This is a genomic window from Pseudoalteromonas aquimarina (assembly GCF_049257255.1).
Classification (GTDB): domain Bacteria; phylum Pseudomonadota; class Gammaproteobacteria; order Enterobacterales; family Alteromonadaceae; genus Pseudoalteromonas.
Map to the genome: position 1 here is coordinate 148311 of NZ_JBMMUG010000006.1, position 24370 is coordinate 172680.

Annotated in this window: 20 protein-coding genes; 12 read left to right on the forward strand and 8 right to left on the reverse strand. The window is 40.8% G+C overall.

Going from position 1 to position 24370, the window contains the following annotated elements:
• Window position 1 precedes the first annotated feature (1 nt).
• A complete protein-coding gene (locus AAEU29_RS15855) occupies window positions 2-613 on the reverse strand; it encodes an alpha-ketoglutarate-dependent dioxygenase AlkB family protein (protein ID WP_421974220.1) in 612 nt (203 codons plus the stop codon).
• 41 nt (window positions 614-654) lie between these two features.
• On the opposite strand from AAEU29_RS15855, the gene AAEU29_RS15860 reads away from it, so the two are divergent.
• Genes AAEU29_RS15860 through AAEU29_RS15875 form a run of 4 tightly spaced genes read left to right on the forward strand, consistent with a single transcriptional unit; the run spans window position 655 to window position 4420 of the window.
• On the forward strand, window positions 655-1824 hold the full coding sequence (locus tag AAEU29_RS15860; protein ID WP_421974221.1) for a methyltransferase: 1170 nt from the start codon (window positions 655-657) through the stop codon (window positions 1822-1824).
• A 2-nt stretch (window positions 1825-1826) separates the two neighbouring features.
• Window positions 1827-2387, forward strand: a complete 561-nt coding sequence (locus AAEU29_RS15865; RefSeq protein WP_421974222.1) for a YajG family lipoprotein — start codon at window positions 1827-1829, stop codon at window positions 2385-2387.
• Between the two features lie 12 nt (window positions 2388-2399).
• Window positions 2400-3020, forward strand: a complete 621-nt coding sequence (locus AAEU29_RS15870; protein WP_421974223.1) for a peptidylprolyl isomerase — start codon at window positions 2400-2402, stop codon at window positions 3018-3020.
• A 35-nt stretch (window positions 3021-3055) separates the two neighbouring features.
• Complete coding sequence (locus AAEU29_RS15875) at window positions 3056-4420, forward strand: AmpG family muropeptide MFS transporter (protein WP_421974375.1); 1365 nt, start codon at window positions 3056-3058, stop codon at window positions 4418-4420.
• A gap of 43 nt (window positions 4421-4463) precedes the next feature.
• Here the strand turns inward: AAEU29_RS15875 and AAEU29_RS15880 are convergent, their stop codons facing one another.
• A complete protein-coding gene (locus tag AAEU29_RS15880; RefSeq protein ID WP_038642742.1) occupies window positions 4464-4703 on the reverse strand; it encodes a helix-turn-helix domain-containing protein in 240 nt (79 codons plus the stop codon).
• A gap of 747 nt (window positions 4704-5450) precedes the next feature.
• Between AAEU29_RS15880 and AAEU29_RS15885 the strand changes: the two genes are divergently transcribed.
• Entirely contained in the window at window positions 5451-5591 is a 141-nt protein-coding gene (locus AAEU29_RS15885; protein ID WP_421974224.1) for a hypothetical protein, read from the forward strand.
• 1 nt (window position 5592) lies between these two features.
• Here the strand turns inward: AAEU29_RS15885 and AAEU29_RS15890 are convergent, their stop codons facing one another.
• The 3 genes from AAEU29_RS15890 to erpA all read right to left on the reverse strand — a co-directional run bounded on the left by AAEU29_RS15890 (window position 5593) and on the right by erpA (window position 10328).
• On the reverse strand, window positions 5593-8709 hold the full coding sequence (locus AAEU29_RS15890) for an efflux RND transporter permease subunit (RefSeq protein ID WP_421974225.1): 3117 nt from the start codon (window positions 8707-8709) through the stop codon (window positions 5593-5595).
• A 9-nt stretch (window positions 8710-8718) separates the two neighbouring features.
• On the reverse strand, window positions 8719-9807 hold the full coding sequence (locus AAEU29_RS15895; RefSeq protein ID WP_421974226.1) for an efflux RND transporter periplasmic adaptor subunit: 1089 nt from the start codon (window positions 9805-9807) through the stop codon (window positions 8719-8721).
• Window positions 9808-9989: 182 nt separating this feature from the next.
• A complete protein-coding gene (gene erpA, locus AAEU29_RS15900) occupies window positions 9990-10328 on the reverse strand; it encodes an iron-sulfur cluster insertion protein ErpA (RefSeq protein ID WP_038642748.1) in 339 nt (112 codons plus the stop codon).
• Between the two features lie 218 nt (window positions 10329-10546).
• Here erpA and AAEU29_RS15905 point away from each other — a divergent pair, with 218 nt between their 5' ends.
• The 5 genes from AAEU29_RS15905 to AAEU29_RS15925 all read left to right on the forward strand — a co-directional run bounded on the left by AAEU29_RS15905 (window position 10547) and on the right by AAEU29_RS15925 (window position 17042).
• Window positions 10547-12253: a chloride channel protein gene (locus AAEU29_RS15905; protein ID WP_421974227.1), complete on the forward strand. Its 1707-nt coding sequence runs from the start codon at window positions 10547-10549 to the stop codon at window positions 12251-12253.
• Between the two features lie 12 nt (window positions 12254-12265).
• On the forward strand, window positions 12266-12700 hold the full coding sequence (locus tag AAEU29_RS15910; RefSeq protein WP_274760992.1) for a CopD family protein: 435 nt from the start codon (window positions 12266-12268) through the stop codon (window positions 12698-12700).
• 48 nt (window positions 12701-12748) lie between these two features.
• Window positions 12749-13765, forward strand: a complete 1017-nt coding sequence (locus AAEU29_RS15915; protein ID WP_372770992.1) for an aspartate carbamoyltransferase — start codon at window positions 12749-12751, stop codon at window positions 13763-13765.
• Between the two features lie 19 nt (window positions 13766-13784).
• Window positions 13785-15065, forward strand: a complete 1281-nt coding sequence (hemL, locus tag AAEU29_RS15920; protein ID WP_421974228.1) for a glutamate-1-semialdehyde 2,1-aminomutase — start codon at window positions 13785-13787, stop codon at window positions 15063-15065.
• Window positions 15066-15212: 147 nt separating this feature from the next.
• Complete coding sequence (locus AAEU29_RS15925; RefSeq protein ID WP_421974229.1) at window positions 15213-17042, forward strand: methyl-accepting chemotaxis protein; 1830 nt, start codon at window positions 15213-15215, stop codon at window positions 17040-17042.
• 31 nt (window positions 17043-17073) lie between these two features.
• Here AAEU29_RS15925 and mrcB read toward each other — a convergent pair whose 3' ends face one another.
• Window positions 17074-19386: a penicillin-binding protein 1B gene (mrcB, locus tag AAEU29_RS15930; RefSeq protein ID WP_421974230.1), complete on the reverse strand. Its 2313-nt coding sequence runs from the start codon at window positions 19384-19386 to the stop codon at window positions 17074-17076.
• A 215-nt stretch (window positions 19387-19601) separates the two neighbouring features.
• Between mrcB and AAEU29_RS15935 the strand changes: the two genes are divergently transcribed.
• Window positions 19602-20654 (forward strand): aldo/keto reductase, encoded by a 1053-nt coding sequence (locus AAEU29_RS15935; RefSeq protein WP_421974231.1) that lies wholly within the window; start codon window positions 19602-19604, stop codon window positions 20652-20654.
• A gap of 1 nt (window position 20655) precedes the next feature.
• Here the strand turns inward: AAEU29_RS15935 and AAEU29_RS15940 are convergent, their stop codons facing one another.
• Window positions 20656-21348 (reverse strand): hypothetical protein, encoded by a 693-nt coding sequence (locus AAEU29_RS15940; protein ID WP_421974232.1) that lies wholly within the window; start codon window positions 21346-21348, stop codon window positions 20656-20658.
• Window positions 21349-21478: 130 nt separating this feature from the next.
• On the opposite strand from AAEU29_RS15940, the gene AAEU29_RS15945 reads away from it, so the two are divergent.
• Window positions 21479-21901, forward strand: a complete 423-nt coding sequence (locus AAEU29_RS15945) for a DUF3429 domain-containing protein (RefSeq protein WP_421974233.1) — start codon at window positions 21479-21481, stop codon at window positions 21899-21901.
• 27 nt (window positions 21902-21928) lie between these two features.
• Here the strand turns inward: AAEU29_RS15945 and hrpB are convergent, their stop codons facing one another.
• Window positions 21929-24370, reverse strand: coding sequence for an ATP-dependent helicase HrpB (gene hrpB / locus AAEU29_RS15950; RefSeq protein WP_421974234.1), 2442 nt, complete (start codon window positions 24368-24370; stop codon window positions 21929-21931).

The window sequence follows — 24370 nt, forward strand, 5'->3', positions numbered from 1 at the left end:
ATTATACGCCACAAACATTGCGAAAAGTCAGGTTTATTCGTCCATCAACAACCCGTTTTTGCACGGGTAACGAATGCTGATAATTCTCCTGACTACGTCCGGTCATTAATAAGCAGCTACCATTAGCAAGCGGTAAGTCAGTTACTTGTTTTGTGTTATTTTCTCGTATCTTAAACTTGCGCACAGCACCAAGTGAGACAGACGCAATAATTGGTGAAAAGCCAAGTTCAGCTTCATCATCTGCATGCCAACCCATTTTATCTTCACCACAGCGATACCAATTAAGTAACACAGCATTAAATTGTGTACCAAACCAATTATTTAAGGTGTTTTTTAAATTAAGCACACTGGCATGCCAAGGTTCTGGTAAAAACAACTGGTGAGAATAGCGATATCCAGTGCCTTTATCCCCCATATAAACTTGCTTGCGAGGAATCGTATGCGCTTTATTAAATATGGTTAATGTTGGTTGCTGCCAATTGAGTGATAGTAATTGTTGATATAGCGCATTTGCTTTGGGCTCAGCAATAAAGTGCTCAAAATAGTAAAAATCTGGCAATACGCACTTTGCCTTTTTTATTCGCTCAATGCTGTTAGGATCATTCCAAGCCATGATAAACTATGCACCTTTACAACTAAATTAATAACGTCGTTATGTCGCAATACCCTTCAGACCAGCAGGTAAATGAAATCGCACAGCTTGGCGAAAAAACCTTTACTCTTTCTCGCTTTCCGCTAAAACAAAAAAATGCGAGCCTTCAAGCATGGGACGCTGCAGACGAATATTTAGTTAATTATATTGAAGAACACCATCAGGTCACAAGTAACACAAAAGTACTTGTTATAAATGATGGGTTTGGCGCGCTCGCTTGTGCATTTAATAATGCATTTATTTACCATTTGAATGATTCGTTTGTTGCAGAGCAAGCTGCCCAATACAACTTAGAGCAAAATCAGCTTGATAGCGACAATACCGTTTTTCTAAAAAGTTTAGACACTCTGCCAAGTGACATTGATTTAGTACTGATAAAAGTGCCAAAAAACGCGGGATACCTTACCTTTTTACTCAGTCAGTTAAGCAAAGTATTACGCCAAGACACGCCAATTATTGCAGCGGGTAAAGTAAAAGACATTCACTCTTCGACAATTCAATTATTTGAGCGTTTTTCTGGGCCAAGTTCAACGACCTTAGCGGTAAAAAAAGCCCGTTTAATTTTAACTAAGCAACATAACAAAGCCCAAGATTGTAAATTCCCTGTAGTTTGGCCACTGGAAAAATCACCTTTCACTATTACGAATCACGCGAATGTATTTAGCCGTGACTCGCTAGATATTGGTGCTCGCTTTTTTATTAATTACTTACCCCAAGGGAACAAAAAGCAGCGTATCGTTGATTTAGGCTGTGGTAATGGTGTAATTGGGTTAACAACTCTTGAGCGCTGCCCTAACGCACTGGTGACCTTTGTTGATGAATCAGCTATGGCGGTTGCTTCAGCTAAGCACAATGTCACAACAAATCTGCCAGAACAGCTAGAAAACTGCACTTTTTTACACAATGACTGTCTGACAGGCTTAGAAAGTAACAGTGCCGATTTAATTTTATGTAATCCACCATTTCACCAACAACAAGCCGTTACAGACCATATTGCATGGCAAATGTTTGTTGATAGCTTCCGCTGTTTACGTGAAGGTGGCGAATTACGTATTGTTGGCAACCGTCATTTAAATTACCATGAAAAGTTAAAACGCCTATTTGGTGGCTACAAACTATTAGGCTCAAATAAGAAATTTGTCGTTTTAAGCGCTAAAAAGAGAGCATTATAACTATGAACTCAAAATATAAAATTACCCTATTCGCCCTAACAATGGGTTTAATGGCTGGCTGTAGCTCAACTTCACAGCAATTTATTTTCAGCCCGAATTACACGCAAACACACCAAAAATCAGCACAGCAAGATGTGAGCTTATCAGTCAATGATAAACGTGCCAGCTTTACTACGGTGACTATCAAAAACAGCGATGGTACAAAAGCACTTGCAGATAAATACCTTGCAGATTCAATTACACCTGCTGTAGAACAAGCATTAGCCCAAGTTGGCGCTAATAACAGCGGTATGGGCAAAGCGCTCGACGTTAATATTCAGCAACTTAATACTGTCATTAATCAGCAGTTGCACAAGCACACAACTACCACAAAAGCTGAATTAGAGGTGGTTATCGAAACCACTGAACACCGTTTTGCAAAACGCTATAAAGGTAACAAACAAAGCGAAGCACCGCTTGGCTTTGATAAAGCCAAAGTAGAGCAACAAGTAAATCGCTTACTTGAAGAGATGATCACTCGCATTGTGACCGACCCTGAATTTATTAACGCAATCAACCGCTAGGAGTAAAGGTTAATGAAATACTTAATATCACTACTGATTGCGCTAACAAGTTTTGCCAGCAGCGCCAACCTTGTTAAGAAAGGCGAATTTGTTCAAAAAGATAACGCTTATCCAATGGTAAAACTCACTACCACTATGGGTGATATTGTGGTTGAGCTAAACCGCCGTAAAGCGCCTATCACAGTGAATAACTTTTTAGGTTATGTGGTAGATGGAGGTTACGAAGATACCGTTTTCCATCGTGTTGAACATGATGCCGAACAAGAGCGCGACTTTGTTATTCAAGGTGGTGGCTATGATAAAAAATACGACGGCGCTTATATGGGTCCTGAAATTCCCAACGAAAGCGGTAACGGTCTTAAAAATGACATGTATACCATCGCGATGGCTTACCAAGACCGAAAACCACATTCAGCTACACGCCAATTCTTTTTTAATATGAATGACAATGATCATTTAAACCCTGGTCGTGAATGGGGTTTTGCAGTATTTGGTTATGTTACTGAAGGCGCTGAAACGCTTGATAAAATAATGCGTGTAGAAACAGGATGCCACGATAAACTTGGCTGGTGTTTTGTACCAAAAGAGCCCGTTGTTATTTTAAAAGCGCAAGTACTTGAACCAGCTCAATAAGCACGTAATTTAATAATAAGAATAACAGGTTAAACATAACAACTATGGTTACAGTGTCAGAGTATCTTGGCTATTTTAAAGACCGCCGATTAATCAATATTTTTGCCTTTGGCATTACCAGTGGATTTCCTTGGGTATTAATCGGCTCAGTTATGTCTGCCTGGCTGAAAGATGAAGGCCTTTCACGCTCAATGATTGGCCTTTTTGGTATTGTATTTGTTTGTTATAGCGTTAACTTTTTGTGGTCACCTTTAGTCGATCGCGTAAAGCTCCCTTTGTTACACAAACAGCTCGGTCAACGCCGCAGTTGGATTTTACTAAGCCAAGTATGCATCTTGTTTGCAACGCTGTGGCTAAGCCAAGTAGATATTCAAAGTCAGTTGTATTCTGTGGCACTGTGCTGCTTTGTTATTGCGCTGGCAGGTGCGACACAAGATATTGCTATCGATGCTTTTCGGATTGATACCCTTGATGAAAATGAAACCCACAAAACCACAGCGGCCGCCACGATGGCGACCTCCGGTTGGTGGACAGGTTATGCATTATTAGGCGCTTTACCATTTTATATTGCTGATTTACCAAATTGGCAATGGACACAAGTTTACTTGGTTTTAGCCTTGGTTATGTTGATGTTGATGCTAGGTGTATTTTTCGCAAAAGAACCAAAGTCCAATCGTGAATACGTACATAAAGCACTTGAAGCAGAGTTTATTCAAAACGATTCCTCTCTAGTTAAACGTATTGGTGCCTGGCTTTGGGTGACCGTTGCTGCACCAATCAGTTCATTCTTCAATCGAAACGGCATTAAAACTGCCCTTGCCCTGCTGGCGTTTATTTTTCTTTTTAAAATTGGTGAGGCCTTTTTAGGGCGCATGTCGATTGTATTTTACAAAGAAGTTGGTTTTTCTAATTCTCAAATTGCCACTTATTCAAAGCTTGGCACCGGCTTAATTACGATAATTTTTGCCTTTCTTGGCAGTTTATTTAACTCTCGCTATGGCATTGTGAAAGGCTTATTTATTAGTGGCATTGCTATGGCTGCATCGAATCTGATGTTCTCATTAATAGCCATGGTTGGACCAAAAGAAAGTCTTTATGCTATGGCTATTTTGGTAGATGGCTTTACTCAAGCTTGGTCACTGGTTGCTATGGTCGCGTTTATTTCAATGCTATGTGATCGTGCCTTTAGTGCTACACATTATGCATTATTAGCATCACTGGGAAATTTAGGCAGAACGTTATTGTCGGGTTCTTCAGGGTATCTGGTCGATTTTCTTGAGGGTAATTGGGCGCTGTTTTTCTTAATTACAGCCTTGATGGTGATCCCATCATTGATATTTTTATATTTGATAAAAGATCGCTTAATGGCATTAGAAGTTGACTTCTACAAAAAGCAATAATGCATCCATGCATCATTAAAATCTATTTTATTAAAGTGAATGATTATTCACTTTTTAAAATAGTTAAGCCTTCAATTGGGTCAATTTCAAGCGCTTGGCAGTAACGAATAAATTCAACTACGTCTAATCGACGCTCTTGATTTTCAATTTTACCAACAAATGAATGCGGTGTACCAAGTACCTGTGCAAGGCTGCGCATAGTGTGGCCTTTCTCTTGGCGTTTGACTTTAAGCCATTGTGTTAGGCGCGAATTCTCTTCAGATGCAACCGTTTTCCCCATCATGATTACTTCTCCTATTGATGATTGGAAATACTTTTTTTATCTACCAAACAAAACCACACTTAGAATATTGATTAAAATATACAATATCTAGTATAAATTTTAGTTAAGGCATTCTACCTATTTTGAGTAATTGCCCTATAAAGTTTGCGGTTAATCCACAAAGAATAGCGACTAAATGCAAAAAACAGAAATATTTAATATAAGTAATTATTAAAAGTGCATAAAAATTTAGTATTAATATTTTTCTATATAACCCTTATTAACTAGCTTTTAGTAAGCAACAATTTCCCCTACTGGCAGCATTGAGTTTTTTGCTATACCCTATTAAAACAATAACTAAGTATTCATCTATATGATTAGACTGTTTTTTATACTCCCTATTCTATTGTGCTTTGCGTGGTATTACTTTTTAAAAGTGAACAACATCCCTTTAAAACAAGGCAAGAAAGGGTTTTTCTATATTTTGGCCTTAAGTTGCATCATTTTAGGCTTTTTCACCTTAATGCTACATATCACAAAAACGAACTGACAAAAAAAGAGCATCAAATGATGCTCTTTTTTAGTTATATACCCAAGCCACCTGAAGATGCATGCTTCAGAGCTATCACAGCGCTTTCAAGTCAAGGCGTGTTAATGAAGGAATGTAGGTACCTTTCAAATTAACACAACGTAGGATTGAATGTGCTGTGAAGCTCCTAAAGGGCAAGGTTAAAAAGCATTTATACCGCGTTGCCCTACAAGGTGACAATGCAGGAGCACATTGTCTTTATTGATCTTGAAAAGGGAACACCATTCCCTGCAATCAATGCCTTGTCTAAATGCTTTTTATCTCTTGCTGAAATAAAGTATCTTCAGGTGACTTGGGTATATGTATTTTCAATTCGCTAAATTAGCTTGCTAGTTTGTGCTCCACAATTTCAGCTTCGTGGTATTTAACAGGCTTTTTTCGAAGTGCTAATAAACAAGGTGTTAAAACCAAAGTAAGCACAGTAGCAAACGCCAACCCTCCTGCAACAGCAGTTGAGAGTTGCACCCACCATTGCGTAGATGGTGCACCAAATGCAATCTCACGGTTAAATAAGTCTATATTGACCTGAAGCACCATAGGCATTAAACCCAAAATAGTGGTTACCGTTGTAAGTAACACAGGTCTTAAACGCTGTGCCCCTGTACGAAGTATTGCTTCATGTTGCGCCATGCCCTGCTTGCGAAGTACATTATAGGTATCAATTAATACAATATTATTGTTCACCACAATTCCCGCTAGTGAAATAACACCGATACCTGACATCACAATACCAAAAGGTTGCTGCAGAATGATAAGCCCCAAGAACACACCTACGGTTGAGAAAAGAACCGCACTTAAAATAAGCATGGCTTGATAGAAGCTATTAAACTGGGTAACTAAAATAATGCCCATCACAAAAAGCGCCACTAAAAAGGCTTTTTCTAAGAACACCATCGATTCATCTTGCTCTTCATTTTCACCGCGCACTTTAAGTTTTACACGCGGATCTAAGCCTTGCGCTTCTAATTGCGCCTGCAAACGAGGTAACGCCTTAGAAAGCTGCTCCCCCGCTTTAACATCTGCATTTACCGTTACAACGCGATGACTATCAACACGGTTGATAGTATCGACTTTTTGCACCGCTTTTCGCTCAATGAAATGAGTTATGGGCACTTGGCCATGTTGTGTTTTAACACGCAATGTTTCAAGTCTGCCTAAATCACGTTTATCTGCTGGAAAGCGAACGCGAATATCAATTTCATCGTCCACATCATCAGGGCGGTATTCACCAAGTTTAAGGCCATTTGTCACCATTTGAACATTGGCACCAAGCATGGTTGCATCCGCACCAAAACGCGCAGCATCTGCACGGTTAAGTTTCAATTGCCACTCAATGCCTGGTTTTGAACCTGAATCATCGACATTAATAAACGCACCATCATTTTCTATCGCATTACGAATTCGACGCGCTTCTTCATTAAGTGCATCTGGGAATTTAGAACTGAGTTCAATTGATAAATCCTTACCCCCTCCAGGGCCGTTTTCATCCTTGCGAATTTCAATTTCGACGCCAGCTAAATCTGATGTATTACCTAACACTTCTTCAATAATTTGATCAGCCGGACGGCGCTCATCCCAGTCTTTTAGATTCATACGAAGTGAACCTACAATGTCCTTGCCGCCAGAGCGAGAATAGAGCGTTTTAATGCCTTCAACAGGTAAAATACGTTGCTCAATATCTTTCATGATTTGGTCTTTTTCATAAATCGACAAATCACCGTAACTGCGTACTTTTAAATTAATACCATTAGGTTCAACATCTGGGAAGAATTCCATACCCAAACCTGAAAAACCGTAAGCAATAAATACCAATATTGAAAAACCGATTGCAGCAAATAAACTTAGTAATGGGCGTTTAATTGCACGGTCTAGTAAACGTACATAACGCCCTGTCACACCTTGCAACTGTGTTAAATTGCCTTCTTCTGCTACCAATAAATTTTGCTTTTGCTCAGCTGTAAGCGGGCGCACTTTCCCAATCAGGCTACCAATAGTCGGTACAAACACTAACGCCATCACAAGTGATGCAGACAATGTCGCTATTAGAGTGATTGGTAAGTATTTCATAAACTCACCCATCATACCCGGCCAGAAAATTAGCGGCGCGAATGCAGCTAAGGTAGTGGCGGTTGAAGCAATAATTGGCCATGCCATGCGTTTAGCAGCAACCGCATAGGCTTTTTTACGCGGCATGCCTTCACTCATCATGCGATCAGCAAATTCACTCACTACGATGGCACCATCTACCAACATGCCCACAGCCATAATTAAAGCAAAAAGCACAACGATGTTGACGGTTAAGCCAAAAATCGCAATCACTAAAATACCCGTTAAGAAAGAGCCTGGAATTGCTACACCCACTAAAAATGCTGAGCGCGTGCCAAGAATCGCAATAATCACAATCACCACTAAAAGTACGGCAGAAAGTACATTATTTTGTAAGTCTGAAAGCATGTCTTTTACGTCTTTACTCATATCACCGGTGTAAGTCACCTTAATATGATTCGGCCAAATTGCTTTGCTTTCTTCTACTTTGGCTTTTACTTGATCAACCGTGTCGATAATATTTTCACCAGCACGTTTTTTAACTTCCAGTGATACGGCTTGTTGACCATTAATACGAGCAATTGAGTTTGGATCTTTATAAGAACGCCTAATTTGCGCTACATCCATAAAGCGCACAACTTTATCGCCCGACACTTTAACCGGTTGTTCCATAACATCTTGAATGGTTTCAAAAACGGAAGGGATTTTTACCGCAAAACGGCCTTTACCTGTATCGAGTGTGCCCGCTGCCACTAAGCGGTTATTATTTGTTAATAAGCTATAAATATCATTTTGGTCAAGGCCATACGATTCCATTAGAAGTGGATCGACAACAATCTCAACCATATCTTCTCGCTCACCACCAATTTCCACTTCAAGCACGCTCGAAATTGATTCAAGTTCGTCTTTTAAATTACGTGCAATGGTCAGTAATCCGCGTTCAGGAATATCGCCTGACAGTGTTAAAGTAATCGTTGGCTGCTGATCTTCCATCAGCACTTCGTGTACTTCTGGCTCTTCAGTTTCTGAAGGCAACTTAGCTTTTGCCAGTGACACTTTATCGCGCACATCGGCAAGTGCCTCTTTGGGATCAGTACCAGCAAAAAATTCAAGCGTAACAGAAGCATGACCCTCGCTTGCCACAGCGGTCATTTCCTTCACACCTTCTATAGCACGCAGTTCAATTTCCATGGGACGAACCAATAGACGCTCGGCATCTTCAGGCGAAATACCATCGTGCACTATCGACACATAAATAAACGGAATGGTTACATCTGGATTTGCTTCTTTTGGAATGTTTTTATAAGTCACCCAGCCAGAAATAATTAACAATATAAAAATTGATAATACCGTACGGGTACGACTTAATGAGGCATCAATCAGGGTACGCATAGATAACCTCTACTCTTGCTCTGTAGCAAAAACCGGCTCAACGGTGTCACCAATGCGCACAAATCCTTGCCCTAAAGTAATCACATTTGCTTTGTCGCCAAGCCCTGCCATCCACACACCGGATGCTTCTGATTTAACAACATCAATTTGGGAGAACACAACACGGTTTTCACTATCAACCGTTTTTACGCCGATATTGCCATCTTCATCAAGCGCCATAAATGCAGGACTTAAATGAATCGCCTTCACTTCATCATAGGTAATATCAAGTTGGGTTGAAAATCCTGCACGATATTGCATATTTGGGTTTTCAAATGCGGCTTCAATTTTAAATGTATTCGTATTGTCATCAGCGACAGATGCAATATAACGAATTTTACCTGAGTACGTTTTATTATTAATAAATAAACCAGAGACGTCTTGCCCTACTTTTAGCCCCATCACTTCTTTTTGCGTAACGTTAGCGCGCACAATTAAAGGGTTTAAATCTGCTAGCTCTAAAATTGGGTCGCCACGGCCTAAGTAATCACCTAGTTCAACTAAACGCTGGTTAATTACTCCTGAAAATGGTGCACGAATTTCGGTGCGTGCTAACGAAAGCTCTAAATTAGCTAAGTTAGCTTTTGCTTGCTCAAGACTCGCTTTTGCTCTTGCTAATGCTGATTGATCATTTAAGCCTTTTTGCTTGAGTTTTAACGCACCTTGATATTCAACTTCACTTTGCGCTAAAGAGGCTTTAGCAGCTGTGATCTGTTGGTCTAAATCAGATTTATCCAATTTAAGAATCACCGTACCACGCTCAACGAATTGGCCTTCTTTTACCAAAATTTCAATTACTTCACCTTCTTGGCGTGCAGCAACACGGGCAACTTTATTTGGTTCAGTGCGACCATAAAGTTGAAGCGAGCGATTAATTGGCTTGGCATAAAGGGTTTCTACTTTCACCTTAGCAATGCGTTGCTCTTTTTTTTCTGTCGATTGTTCGCTTGCGTTTGAGCCACCCGACATCATCCACAAAATAATAAAAATCGTTATAAACACAGCAATAATGTAAGGTTTTTCGTTGAGCTGAGTACTCAGTTTTTTGAATAGGTGCATTCCCTTCTCCAGCACATATAGGCAGCAATTTCTCAATAGATGATAATCTTTCTCAACAGTATATGTAAGTTAAAAAATGTAACATCTTCAACATATTTACTTCATTTTATTGCCCAGAGCCTAAAAACAAAAATGCCACTGTAAAAGTGGCATTTTTAAATTTAGTTTGTAAACCCATTTAGTTAAACACTAAACGATGCTCCACAACCACATGTAGTTGTTGCATTAGGGTTATTTACGAAGAAACGAGAACCTTCTAAACCTTCGGTATAGTCAACTTCACCGTCAACTAAGTACTGCAAACTCATAGGATCAACCACAAGAGTTACACCGCTTTTCTCTATTTCTAGGTCACCCGGATTGGTTTTCTCATCAAATGTAAAACCATATTGGAAACCTGAACACCCACCACCTGTTACATATACACGTAATTTTAATGCTGGGTTTTCTTCTTCCTCGATAAGCTGCTTAACTTTATCTGCAGCTTTGTCGCTAAATTTAATTGGTAATTGATCAGACATACTTCGACCCATCTATATGAATGGGCGAATTATCTAATACCTGACCAATTTAATCAAGTTTAGCGCTATCGCCTTTTGTACTAATTAAGTCGTTATGTATCTAAACCATTTTATTGCGTTAGATCATTAACTATTGGGTAAATTATCTTATTTTTTATTACTATTATGCTGTTATAATTAGAGCACTATTAACCCACTGAATTTCCGACAACAAGCGCATGACATTTAGCCAAAAAGTAACTAATAATTTGGCGACCTTACGTAGGGTCGTGGCTCGTCCTAAATCGAGTATTCAATTAGCGTTACTTGGTGTTCTTGCCGGTCTTGTTGCTGCGATGTTGATTATTATGTTTCGCTTAGTGGTATTAATTGGCCAAAGCGGCTTTATTAGCGAATACGATAACTTCACTCAACTTCCTGAAACTGAAAGATTAATATTACCAATTCTCGCCGCAGTATTTATTGCAACTTTCGCTTACCTAACTGGTTTTAAGCATTATCGCCTAGGTATTCCCTACGTTATTCACCGCATTAAACAAAATTATGGGCAAATGCCGATTTGGAATGCGGTAAACCAATTTGTTGGTGGTGCGATTGCATTAATTAGTGGCTTTTCGGTTGGGCGAGAAGGTCCTTCCGTTCACATGGGTGCCGCAGGTGCCAGTGTTATTGCCAGTTATTTACACCTACCTTATAACGCAATGCGTACCTTAACTGGTTGTGGTGTAGCAGCTGGTATATCCGCTTCATTTAATACGCCGCTTGCCGCGGTTATTTTTGTAATGGAAGTCGTGCTTAGAGAATATAAAGTACATATTTTCGTGCCGGTTATTCTTGCATCGGTAACAGGTGCGATTACTACGCAGTTTGTATTTGGCTCAGACTCTGAGCTGGCGCTGATTCAAGTTGAGTCTATTCCGCCTTGGCATTACCCATATTTAATTGTTTGTGGCATTGTGCTCGGTGCAGTCGCTTATGGTTTTAACAAAAACTTGATGCTAATAATTCGCACGTTTAAATCGGTAAATATGTTCCCGCGTTTAATCTTGGCAGGCATTATTACTGGCGCGATTGGCTACTTAGTGCCACAAGCAATGGGTTCTGGCATGAGCGCCATTGATATTGCCGTGAGTTCACCTGAACAAGTGCAACTACTGACCACCATTTTAATTGCTAAGCTATTAGCAACCTTATTTGCATTAGGTTTAGGTATCCCAGGCGGAATTATTGGCCCCGTCATTGGATTAGGCGTTATCTTGGGCTCATTAATGAGTTATTTTGCGCACTTTATAAATCCTGAAGTAAATATTACTGGCACCTACGCTGTACTTGGCATGGCGGGTTTATTGGCAGCCACTTTAAATGCGCCACTTGCAGCACTGATGACAGTAATGGAGCTAACCGCGAGTCCGACTATTATCGTGCCAGCCATGTTAGTGATTGTGTCTGCTTATTTAACAGCACTTCAAGGTTTTGGAAACCGCTCTATCTTTTTGCAACAGCTGGATTTCCAGGGTTTAAAATATCAAGTATCACCAGCGGTTGAAGCACTGCAAAAAGTTGGGGTGTTGGTTGAGATGAGTGATAAATTCAATTTACTTTACAGCGATGATAAATCGCTTATCGCAGAATCTTTAGATGCGGCTGATGCCCAAACTCCATTAATTGTCTTTGACGAAGAAAATGGCTATCGCCTAGCTGAATATGACTTGAACTTAACCGCAGAAGAAAGCGTTACTATTCGCTACATTGAAATGCAAGGCGTATCGAGTCAAGCCACTTTAGGTGATGCCTTTGAAATACTCAGAGACAACCGTTCTGGTGTTATCTACGTATATGATCAGCTAAAAGACAATGATATTTTAGGCATTATTCGCTGGGACGATATTCGCCAGATTTTAATGATCCGCAATGCACTGCTTTAGGACCTAACAATAATGAATACCCTTTTACTAATAAAAGCACTACATATCTTTTTTATGGTGGCTTGGTTTGCAGGCATATTTTACCTTCCCCGTTTATTTGTTTATCACGCAATGACAGAGGAACGCAGCAATAGCGCCATGCTTAAAATTATGGAACGTCGTCTGCTGTTTTTTGTTACCCCATTTGCTGTTTTAACAGGTGTGTTTGGTATTGCCCTTATGCATATGTACGGTATGGAGTGGGTAAAATTAAGTATTTGGCTTCACATTAAACTGAAGCTGGTACTACTGCTTTATATCTATCATGGCTATTGCTTTAAATTACTTGCTGATTTTAAGCATGATAGAAACAAACGAAGCGATAGGTTTTATCGCATTTTCAATGAATTACCTGTTTTAATATTGCTAGCGATTGTGATCTTAGCAGTAATGAAACCAAGTTTTTAAAAAATCTGCTATATTAGCGCCCGAAAACAACTGCTCAGGACCTAAATCATGTCAAACTTTGTTGGCCAACATATTCTGTCTGTAAATGAGTTAAACCGCGATGCGATTGAAACCATTTTCGATGTTGCTCGAAAAATGGAACCGTATGCGAAAAAGCAAAAACGCACAAAGGTACTTGAAGGTGCCATTCTTGCGAATTTATTTTTCGAGCCAAGCACGCGAACTCGTGTAAGTTTTGGTACAGCATTTAATTTACTCGGCGGACTCGTTCGTGAAACAACGGGAATGCAATCTTCTGCGCTAGCAAAAGGTGAGTCACTTTATGATACTGCTCGCGTAATTTCATCATACGCTGATGCCGTTGCAATGCGTCACCCAGATGCGCACTCAGTTTCTGAGTTTGCTAGCGGTTCGACAGTACCTGTTCTTAATGGTGGCGACGGTCCGAATGAACACCCAACACAAGCGTTACTTGATTTATTAACGATTGATAAAGAACTTGCCCGTTTTGACCGTAAAGTTGACGGCATGCACATTGCCCTTGTAGGTGATTTAAAATACGGCCGTACCGTACATTCGCTATCAAAGCTTTTATGTCACTACAAGGATATCAAGTTTTCACTTGTTGCCCCTGATGGTCTGCAAATGCCAGATTACATTGTTGATGCAGTCACTAATGCTGGTCACCAAGTTGATATCGTGAGCCAAATGGAAGGCAACCTTGCTGCTGATATCGTGTATCAAACACGTATTCAAGAAGAGCGCTTCCCATCGCAAGAAGAAGCAAATAAATACCGCGGTGGTTTCCGTATCAGCCAAGCAATTTATGACGCCCACTGCAAACCTAACTCAGTATTGATGCACCCACTACCGCGTGACAGCCGTGGTGATGCCAATGAGCTTGATAACGACTTAAACAGTAACGATAACCTAGCGATTTTCCGTCAAGTACAAAATGGTGTACTGGTACGTATGGCGCTGTTTGCATTAACGCTAGGTGTTGACGGTCTCGTCGACAAATATGAAACCGAAGTGCCATGGTTTAGCCGTAAGCAAAATACCTAACCCTTAGCTGGAACAAATTATGACAATTAGCCAAGATTTATTTGATAGAGCACAAGCCTCTATCCCAGGTGGTGTTAACTCACCAGTGCGCGCATTTAATGGTGTAGGTGGCACACCACGCTTTATCACTAAAGCTGAAGGTGCATTTACGTATGACGCCGACAATAACAAGTACATTGACTATGTTGGCTCTTGGGGCCCAATGATTTTAGGCCATAATCACAGTGAAATTAAGCAAGCAGTGCTTGAAGCCGTTGAAAACGGTTTAAGCTACGGCGCGCCTACTGAAGCTGAAATTTTAATGGCCGAAAAAGTAAAAGCACTAGTACCATCAATCGAAAAAGTACGCATGGTTAGCTCAGGAACTGAAGCCACCATGAGTGCTATTCGCCTAGCACGTGGTTTTACCGGCAAAGATAAAATCTTAAAGTTTGAAGGTTGCTACCACGGTCACGCTGATTCACTCTTGGTAAAAGCGGGTTCTGGCGCACTGACTATGGGCGTACCAAATTCACCGGGTATTCCTGAAGACTTTGCCAAGCACACGCTTACTGTCTCGTTCAACAAACTTGATGAAGTAAAAGAAATCTTCGCAAAATTTGGTGATGATATCGCGTGTATCATCGTTGAGCCTGTTGCAGGTAATATGAACTGTATCCCACCAGTTGAAGGCTTCTTAGAAGGATTACGCGCCGTTTGTGACGAATACAAATCAGTACTTATTTTTGATGAAGTAATGACTGGCTTCCGCGTTGCAAAAGGTGGTGCACAAGCATATTACAACATCACGCCAGACCTAACTTGTTTAGGTAAAGTAATCGGCGGCGGCATGCCAGTAGGTGCTTTTGGTGGTAAAACTGAAATCATGGATTACATCGCACCAATTGGCCCTGTTTATCAAGCGGGTACGCTTTCAGGTAACCCAATTGCTATGGCTGCTGGTTTAAAAGCTCTTGAGCTATTAGATGTTGACGGTCTTCACGACGAGCTTGAAGCGAAAAGTAAGCGTATTTGTGAAGGCTTTAAAGCAGCGGCTGAAAAAGCCGGTATTGAGCTCACTACTAACTACGCTGGCGGCATGTACGGCTTCTTCTTTACATCTGAAGAAACAGTAACCACTTACCAGCAAGCAACAGAATGTGATTTAGAACGCTTTAAAAAGTTCTTCCACTTAATGCTTGATGAAGGTGTTTATCTTGCACCAAGTGCGTTTGAAGCAGGCTTTGTTTCAACAGCACACGGTGATGCTGAAATTGAAGCAACTATCGCAGCTGCAGAGCGTGCATTTGCTAAACTTTAAGCAAAACCTAATTCATTAATTTTAAAACCACGCAAAAGCGTGGTTTTTTTTTGAATAAAAAACAGCAAAAACTCGTTCTTCTTATAGACTTAAAACTAATTAACTTGAGCTCAGGTTAACTTCCCCAACGCTAAAGGATGCGAGTTTATGTCTCAGCCTAATCGCTTTATTCTTCCTGCCATTAATTTGATGGGAAAACTGAATTACTCAACCAAAATTATTACTGTCGTCTGCGTATTAATAATTCCACTTGCGATTAGTTTGCTATTCCTAAATTTACAACTTAATCATCAAATTTCTCAGCACCAAAAAGAACTAACAGGAGTTAAAAATTACATCCCTTTACTGAATGCAATCATAAACAATGAGCTTAGTTATTCGGCGAAAAACGACTTTAATGTTCGTGCAAATAGTCCATCTGAAGCCCTTACTGAAATATCAATCCAAAGCCAACTTGCAACCGATAACAACTTAGCAAGTAACTTTCTAAACCGTGCCATAGTTGAGGATTTCCCACTACTGGTAACCAATGTTTATGCAGTAAAACAAGCTACTCAAACAGTATTAAATGAGGGAAGTTTTACACCTGATACGTTTATCCAATTATCAAATCAAACCAAAGCGCTACCGCGCTTAGTTACCAATTTAGAAAATAAAGTGTTAGTTGCGATGCGCCATAACAAAGAAACAAAAACAGCATTGCAAAACTCTTTAGAAAACACAAAAAAAGCGCTTTCTAAATATCAGCAAACCATAAAAACTCAAGTACTCGACCCTGATAGCATCGCACTATCAACAATTGCGTTTAACTCTTTAAACCAACAAACCATTTCAGCACTAAAAGAGTTTACCGATACGCTACTGCCACAACTAAAAGACACTGTGACAAAGCAGATGTCGAGTGCGCAACTGATCCGTACTAGTGTTTTGATTGCTTCTGTTAGCTTTATTGCATTAGCGCTTTACTTAGTAACTGGATTCTACTTTGCTGTTGTGCGCACATTAAGCAAGCTTTCAACGACAGTAGAGCAAGCCGCTAATGGCGCACTAAACATCAAAATTGACCTTGAAAGCGAAGATGAATTAGCTGACATAGGCCATCAAATTAACTTTATGCTGACACAATTTTCAGCACTTGTTGAACAATCGCAGCAAGCTGCACTTGAACTCAATCAAGCAACATCACTTTTAGCAAATGCCAGTGATGCAAGCCAACAAGATGCGATGCAACAAGAACAAAAAATTGCGGAAATTGCCCATCAACTCAATGAAATGAGCAATTCAGCACAAGCTGTTGAGCAACAAGCCACGGATGCCCAAACACTTGCTAAAGAAGCCAGTGTTCATGTGCAACAAGGCAGTCACAACACCTTAAATTTGAGCCAGCATATGGCAGAGTTACAACTCGATTTTAAAGAAAGCCAAGCCGCACTTAACAAACTCGCGGAAGATACGCAAAACATTAGTAATGTAAGTGTCGCAATCAGTGAAATTGCAGATCAAACCAACTTACTGGCACTTAATGCCGCAATTGAAGCAGCGCGCGCTGGAGAGCAAGGTCGAGGCTTTGCCGTTGTGGCTGACGAAGTTAGAACGCTTGCTGCGCGCACTCAACAACAAACGCAAGAAATTCACACCATAGTTAGTACCTTGCAAATAGCAGCGAAAGATACCCAACAAAAAATGCAAAACAGTGTTGATAAGATGGAACAAGGAGTATCGCAAGCTAATCAAACTCGCGATATTTTAGCCAATGCCGAACATGATATGACATCAATAGATCATTCTGGTGCAGCCATTATGGAACAAGCTAGTTTACAAACCAGTAATACACTTAATGTCGTTGCACATAGTGAAGAAATCAGCCAACTTGCCAAGCACAGTTTAGGCTCAGCTCAAAGCACTGCGGCAGAAGCCAATCACATAGTGCAGATTACCGAAAAGTTAAAACTCGCCCTAGGGCAATTTAAATTATAACCATTGCAACTGTAAAAGCAGCCGAGCTGTATTAATTACAGCGCGGCCTCGCATTAAATTGCTCTGCAGGAATTGGTAATTTTAAAACCGTGCCACAGCCTGGTGGTGCTTGCTTACCTGTTTCTGTATTTACAAACGCCCATTTTATTGAAGGAGGGCGTGCCGTCGCAATTGACTCTGGATTGAGCTTTCTTAAATAGCGAATATACAATTCAAGCGCCCCTACACTTCCGGTAAGCTTAGTTGGTTTGTTGTCATCACGACCCACCCAAGTAACCGTTACCGTGTTTTGATCAAAACCTGCGTACCAACTATCTCGTAAGTTGTTGGTTGACCCTGTTTTACCCGCTAGCTGAATAGTTGGGAAATGCTGTTTTAAACGTTTCGCTGTGCCTTCACGCGTCACTTTCTGCATTGCATACTTGGTCATATAGCTAGTAGCTGGTGAAAAACGTCTTATCGGAGTGCTTTGATGCTGATAAATCAACTCACCAACCGCATTCGTAATTGCTGCAACTGAGGTGATTTTGCGGTAGTCACCATCAAACGCAATGGTTGAATACATCTGTGCAACATCAATAGGCGAAAGCTCTTGTGCGCCTAGTAATAACGACGGGTATTGATTAATAGACTGCTCAACCCCTAAGCGTTTAATCGACTCAGTGACAGCTGGTAAGCCAAGATCTAAACCAACCGCCACTGCTGGCATATTAATACTTTGACTAAACGCCTGATAAAGTGGCATTTTACCGCGGAATTTTTGGTCAAAATTAGACGGTGACCAAGTATGACCGGCTTCATCACCAATTTCCATTGGCTCATCGTCAACCAAACTGCCTAAGGTATATTTACCTGACTCAAATGCCGTCATATAGATGGCTGGCTTAACTAATGAGCCTATATTACGTTTGGTATCTAACGCGCGATTAAAACCATTAAAATCACTGTCCCTAGCGCCCACTAATGCTGAAACACCGCCATATTTGATGTTTACCGATAACATCGCAGCTTCTAAATTTGACGTTGATTTTAAACGTTCTAAATAAGGTAAGCCACTTTCAAACGAGCTTTCCATTGCAGCTTGTTTTTGTAAATCGAAATACGTAAATACCCGTACCCCAGCATCAATAGTGTCTTTCGAATCAAGAATATCCTGTAGTTCGCGGCGCACTAAATCCATATAACCTGGATGCTGATTAATATCAAAACGCGACAGCGGCTCTATTTTAATGTCACGCGCAAGTGCCAGTTTGTAGCTTTTCGTTGAGATTAAACCGTTTTCAACCATTAAACGCAGCACTAAATCACGCCTTTCCATCGTACGCTCTTTAAAACGACGCGGATTGTAGTAACTCGGCCCTTTGACCATCGCTACTAATAAAGCAACTTGGTCGTATTCAATTTCATTTAGCGGTTTACCAAAGTAAAACTCACTGGCAAGACCAAACCCGTGTACTCCTTGTGAGCGCGACTGACCAAGGTATACCTCATTCAAATAGGCTTCTAAAATCTCATCTTTGCTGTATCTAAAGTCTAGAATTAAGGCAATTAGCGCTTCGTTAATTTTACGCGTTAGGGTGCGGTCACGACTTAAATAAAAGTTCTTAGCTAATTGTTGCGTCAGCGTGCTACCACCTTGTACTGTGCGACCAGCACGGATATTAGCCACAAGGGCACGGACAATTGACCATACTGAAACACCATGGTGTTGATAAAAGTCGCGGTCTTCAACCAAAAGTAAGGTTTCTTGCACTACTTTAGGAATATGACTGAGCGGCACAAACTCACGATCTTGTTTGGTTTCGTTAGCAAGACGCGCCAGTTGCACTGGCTCTAATCGCGCCATAGACAAGCTTTCCCCTTGCTCACCTTTAATCGCTGCAAGCTTTTTAGGGCCAAAAATTAAATCAAACCCCAGTTGCTGCTCAGCACCATCATAAAACTCAAAAGCGCGGCGATAAATGCGGATGGAGTTGCCTTTAATAACATATTGCCCAGTATTATTAATACGATTAACTTCAGAGTAATTTAAACGCTGCAATTCCCAAATTACTTCATCTTTTGATAAATACTGGCCGGGATAGAATGTCATCGCACGCGCGTAAATCTGCGCTGGCAACTGCCATTTGTTGCCTTCAAATTTGTGGCTTATTTTGCTATCTAAGTAAATCAAATAAAGGGCAAGTGCCAAACATAGGCCAATACCAAGCTTAAATGAAAAAACAGCAATACGTTTAATCCAACTCGGTTGATTACGTGTTGGAGCTTGCTTTTTAGCGCGAGGTTTCTTTTTGCTGGCCGTTTTTGCTGTTGTGGCTTTAGCTGGTTTCTTTTTATCTGTCATTGCACTTAGAATTGAGAAAAATCGTGTTAATCATACCGATTTTTGTATCGCATTTCATTGCCAATACCACTTTAAACCCCCATTATAACTTTCAAATGATTCTTTGTTGTACATTAAATAAACTGCGCTTGGTAACAGGCTCATACAAAATCATCAGAATTAATAACAGCAAAGCGTTACTCTAAAAACTCATTCTAAAAATCAGAAGGCTAGCTATGAAATACGCAAAATTAGGCAGTTCCAATCTTGATGTTTCTCGTATTTGTTTAGGCACCATGACATGGGGTGTGCAAAACAACCAACAAGATGCCGATCAGCAAATTGATTTTGCCAGTGAATGTGGTATCAACTTTATGGATACAGCTGAAATGTATGCTGTGCCCCCCACACCAGAAACTTACGGTAAAACAGAAGAGATCATTGGTAATTACTTTGCTAAAAACCCACAGAAACGAAATGACTGGGTGATTGCAACCAAAATTGCAGGCAATGGCTTACCTTGGGTAAGAAATGGTTCAGACATCACTGGTCAAGCGGTTATTGACGCTGTTGATGCATCTTTAAAACGCCTACAAATCGATACCATCGACGTATATCAGTTACATTGGCCAAATCGTACTTCACCGCATTTCGCAAAGCATAGACCAAATCAGATTAGTTTTACTGATGTCGATACAAAGGCACATAAAGCACAAATGCTCGATATTTTGCAGGGGCTTAACCACTGTATTAAAGCTGGGAAAATCCGCCATTTTGGTCTGTCAGATGACACCACTTGGGGTATTCATACGTTTATTGAGCTTGCCAAAGAGCATAATTTGCCAAGACCGGTATCGATTCAGAATGAGTTTAATTTACTGCACGCAAAAGATTGGCCGTATTTAATTGAGCACTGCGTGCACGAAGACATTGCCTATTTACCTTGGTCGCCACTGGCAACTGGCATGCTAAGCGGTAAATACCTCAATAATGCACGCCCTGAAGGCAGCCGCTGGACACTTATTCAGCGTCAAGGGTTATTTAGAGATACAGAGTTTTCACAGCAAGCCGTTGCTGAATATTGTCAACTTGCCAAAAAGTTAGGCATTACACCTAGCCAACTGGCACTGGCATGGTGCGATAAAGTTGATGGCGTAACATCGACCATCATTGGCGCAACGACACTTAAACAATTGCAAGAAAACGTGGCAGCATTTGAACTCGACTTGCCAGCTGACTTTATGGCACAAGTGGATGAAATTTGGCGTAAATACCCGCTGCCTTACTAGTCTACTTAAAAAGTGTAAGCACTAACTGCTTTAGGTTTACGGGAATAATAACAAACAACGCAATCCCAGATGTAAAATCTGGGTTTGCATTACAATAAAAGGTAATTTCAGGTTTATCACTTGAAAAAAAGGCGTCTAGCTCTTGTGCATTGTAATTACTGCTGCGCCCTGTTTTCACTAAACACGTGGTTTTTGTATAGCTACTCTCTATGCCTGAAGCGTTAAACAACGCAAACAAAGATTGCCCAGCGTTTAAAAACTGCTTGCTGGGATAAACAATTGCCACACGTTTAGCTATTGCGCGATACATTGCTGGGCTGAGCATAGTATCGGCATAATAAATTTGCTGCCAAGGATGCGTTAACCAGTATTTAAATGCCTGCTGGATTGAAAATGAAAGGGTATTGCCACCTTGTCGGAATTTAGGATAAAACCCCGCAGATGCACGAATTAAAACCTTTTTATTTGAGCGTTCAAAGGTAAGTAAGCAATAACCGACAATACGCTCATCAGCATAATACAGTCGCAGCACGCGCTTAAACGCTTTGCTATCTTCAAAGTACTTTAAATAATACTCATCGCATGAAATGCCTTTAAAACAACTAGCAAAAATTAATTTTAGTTCGCTAATATGTGCATCATTAAGCCAGTTATTAGGCCAGCTAAAATCTTGCGTTTGTTGAAGAGTACCCACTTAACCGCCAAAATAGAGCTTAAACTCTAAACAGCATAACAAAGCTAGTTTATCCAAATCCATAATAAACTAAACAAATTTGACTATTCTCGCGTACAATCACTATTAATCTCAATTGCGAAGTATGCTTATGTCTAAATACAACAATCAAACATTTTTGGGCTATCTTGGCTTAGTGCCATTTTTATTGTTAGTAGGTGCCCACTTTTTATTTGAACACCCATTATTAAGCCAAGCGTTTTTATTTTACAGCATTAGCATTATGAGTTTTGTGGCTGGCAGCCTATGGCGTACATCAAATAGCAATAAGTTTAATTGGCTGGTAGTGTTACCGACAATTCCAACGCTGGCACTTGCCCTCTTCGATACAAAACTTGCCCTACTCTATTTAGGTGCATGCTATGTGTTTATACTGGCATTGCAAAAGCGCACAGAGGATTGGCCGATTTTAGCGCCTGATTATCAGCGCATGCGTGAACGCATTACTGGGGTAGTATTAGTGTGTCATTTATTCTTTGCAGCACAACTGCATCATAACGTGACCCAAATTTAACTTATACCGCAAAAAAGCAGAGTGAAATTACATTCTGCTTTTTACTTTGTTAGTTGCCTTGGCATTAGCGGGATCATCCGGCCAGAAATGTTTAGGGTAGCGTCCTTTCATTTCTTTTTGCACTTCGCGATAGCTCGATGCCCAAAAACCTGCTAAGTCCTGAGTAATTTGCAGTGGCCTCATGGCGGGTGACAGTAGCTCGATAGCAAGCGCTAAATGACCACTAGCAAGGGTTGGCGTAGTGGCAACACCATACATCTCCTGCATTTTCACAGCGAGCTTTGCTGGTCCATCAACTTGATACTGAATTTTTAGTTTTGACCCGGTTGGTACAGCAAGACGTTCGGGCAACAGCTCATCTAAACGCGTTTGCTGTTGCCAATCAATTAGGTTTTTGAGCGCAGGTAAAATCGCTACTTTTTTTAGGGCGTTCAGGCTATTTACGTCGCGTAGATAAGGTGCCAACCAGCTTGCCAAGCTCTCAAATAAACACTGTTTATTGATGGCTGGAAATTCATTTGGCAAATATTTATGCGCAAGCGTTAGTCTCACTATATATTGCTCAGCATCTTCATCTAAGGTAATTAATTGCCACCCTTTTTTAGCGATAATGCTGCACCACGCAGTGGCTTTTTCATCCGCACTTAAGGTTTTACAGCTTGGTTTTCGCGAAAGCACGAGTTGCCCTAAACAGTAATGGGTTTCAGCAATAAAGCGCCCAGCATTTTCATCATACTGCGCAATCTCTTTATTGGTAAACAAATAAGGCAATACACTTTCAATCAGTGTTAAATCACATTTACAGGCATTAAATATATGCTGCCCAGTGGCACCGCCCATATCGCCTATACAAAGCAAAGGGTCTTGCAGCGGGAAATCGGAATGTAACGTGGCACCTGCACCGTTAGCTAAACGCAGGCCATTTCCGCGCTTTTGTGCAATTCTATCGGGAAATGCAAGCGCCATAACGAGCGATAAATACTCAAGGGAAAGGGTTCGAACCGCTTTTAACTTTAAGCGTTTAAGCCAAAGTGTCAGCTCTTTTTCAAAACTCCCATGCGGCGTATTAAGTTGCAGGGTCAGACCTGTAGCAATATCACTGCTGCGATTCGTTTGACTGGTAAAAAGTGCGACCAAGTAGACAGCTAAATGATAAATACCAGAGTAATTCGCATCGAGCTGCTCAGCTTTAATCAGCATATGGGCAAAGCGAAGTTCAGTACCATAACTTAACATTTTTCTGCCAAGCGTAGTGATTTTGCCATCAGCATCTATCGCCTCAAGCATCAGCAATAACTCGGTTGCTGCAGATATTTGTTTTGCGCTTGGTTTATCAAGCAAGACTAAATCGTTGATGTGCGTGCCCCAATTAGCGCACTCTAAAACAAGTTGGCTAATATCGCTTCGCAATATTTCTGGGGTTGCATGATTAGCACGGCGTTCAAACAGCTCTTTACTACCAAGGCGATAAACAACACCCGCTTCGATTCGACCCGCACGACCCGCACGCTGAATCGCTGACGACTTTGCAATATTCACAGTAAGTAATTGGCTGATGCCATTTTTAACATTGTATTGGGTAATTTTCTCTTTCCCAGAGTCCACCACAATTCGAATGCCATCAATGGTCAAACTGGTTTCAGCAACATTCGTGGTAAGCACGATTTTGCGTTTGTCACCGTCACATGGTTTTAATGCTGCTTGCTGCGTTTTTTTATCTTGCTTGCCAAAAAGCGCATAAATAGCCGTATTTTGCTCAATAAGCCCTGCATTTTTAGCATCAAGTAAGGCGCTTTCAACGGCTTTAATTTCTTTCACACCCGGTAAAAAAACTAAAGCACTGCCCGTTTGCTCAGCCATGGCTTTAAGTGTAAGCGGCGCAATGTGTGACAGCCAATCAGCTTCATTAGTAAGCGGCGTATAAACTTCAGAAATTGGAAACTGACGGCCTTCACTTTGTACTAAAGGCGCATCAAACTCTGCTGATAGCCGCTCGCCATCTAAGGTTGCAGACATGATCAGCAATTTTAAATCGTCGCGATACGCCAGTTGCACCTCAAATGCCAGTGCCAATGCTGTTTCAGCCTGAATTGAGCGCTCGTGAAACTCATCGAAAATAACTAAATCGACCCCGTTTAACTCAGGATCGTCTTGTAACATGCGAGTGAGCATGCCTTCGGTGACAATTTCTAGGCGTGTTTGTTTGCTAACAATACTTTCACCTCGAATGCGTAAACCAATGATTTGCCCTAATGGTTCATCTAAGCATTCAGCCAGAAAGCTTGCGATATTACGCGCAGCGAGCCTACGTGGCTCAAGCATAATAATACGTTTAAAGTGGTTATCTTTGATTAGCTGTAATGGCAACCAAGTTGATTTACCGGCACCCGGTGGTGCCTGCAATACAACTCGCTCGTTATTTGATAATTCAGTAACTAGTGTGTGATAAACACTTTGAATGGGTAGCAA

What these genes read in the sequence shown, in the direction of transcription:
- AAEU29_RS15915 (WP_372770992.1), top strand. Translation starts at nt 12,749, where the DNA reads ATGTCAAACTTTGTTGGCCAACATATTCTGTCTGTAAATGAGTTAAAC.
- AAEU29_RS15855 (WP_421974220.1), bottom strand. Translation starts at nt 613, where the DNA reads ATGGCTTGGAATGATCCTAACAGCATTGAGCGAATAAAAAAGGCAAAG.
- mrcB (WP_421974230.1), bottom strand. Translation starts at nt 19,386, where the DNA reads ATGACAGATAAAAAGAAACCAGCTAAAGCCACAACAGCAAAAACGGCC.
- AAEU29_RS15895 (WP_421974226.1), bottom strand. Translation starts at nt 9,807, where the DNA reads ATGCACCTATTCAAAAAACTGAGTACTCAGCTCAACGAAAAACCTTAC.
- AAEU29_RS15880 (WP_038642742.1), bottom strand. Translation starts at nt 4,703, where the DNA reads ATGATGGGGAAAACGGTTGCATCTGAAGAGAATTCGCGCCTAACACAA.
- AAEU29_RS15935 (WP_421974231.1), top strand. Translation starts at nt 19,602, where the DNA reads ATGAAATACGCAAAATTAGGCAGTTCCAATCTTGATGTTTCTCGTATT.
- AAEU29_RS15945 (WP_421974233.1), top strand. Translation starts at nt 21,479, where the DNA reads ATGTCTAAATACAACAATCAAACATTTTTGGGCTATCTTGGCTTAGTG.
- AAEU29_RS15905 (WP_421974227.1), top strand. Translation starts at nt 10,547, where the DNA reads ATGACATTTAGCCAAAAAGTAACTAATAATTTGGCGACCTTACGTAGG.
- AAEU29_RS15925 (WP_421974229.1), top strand. Translation starts at nt 15,213, where the DNA reads ATGTCTCAGCCTAATCGCTTTATTCTTCCTGCCATTAATTTGATGGGA.
- AAEU29_RS15860 (WP_421974221.1), top strand. Translation starts at nt 655, where the DNA reads ATGTCGCAATACCCTTCAGACCAGCAGGTAAATGAAATCGCACAGCTT.
- AAEU29_RS15885 (WP_421974224.1), top strand. Translation starts at nt 5,451, where the DNA reads ATGCAGGAGCACATTGTCTTTATTGATCTTGAAAAGGGAACACCATTC.
- erpA (WP_038642748.1), bottom strand. Translation starts at nt 10,328, where the DNA reads ATGTCTGATCAATTACCAATTAAATTTAGCGACAAAGCTGCAGATAAA.
- AAEU29_RS15890 (WP_421974225.1), bottom strand. Translation starts at nt 8,709, where the DNA reads ATGCGTACCCTGATTGATGCCTCATTAAGTCGTACCCGTACGGTATTA.
- AAEU29_RS15865 (WP_421974222.1), top strand. Translation starts at nt 1,827, where the DNA reads ATGAACTCAAAATATAAAATTACCCTATTCGCCCTAACAATGGGTTTA.
- hemL (WP_421974228.1), top strand. Translation starts at nt 13,785, where the DNA reads ATGACAATTAGCCAAGATTTATTTGATAGAGCACAAGCCTCTATCCCA.
- AAEU29_RS15870 (WP_421974223.1), top strand. Translation starts at nt 2,400, where the DNA reads ATGAAATACTTAATATCACTACTGATTGCGCTAACAAGTTTTGCCAGC.
- AAEU29_RS15910 (WP_274760992.1), top strand. Translation starts at nt 12,266, where the DNA reads ATGAATACCCTTTTACTAATAAAAGCACTACATATCTTTTTTATGGTG.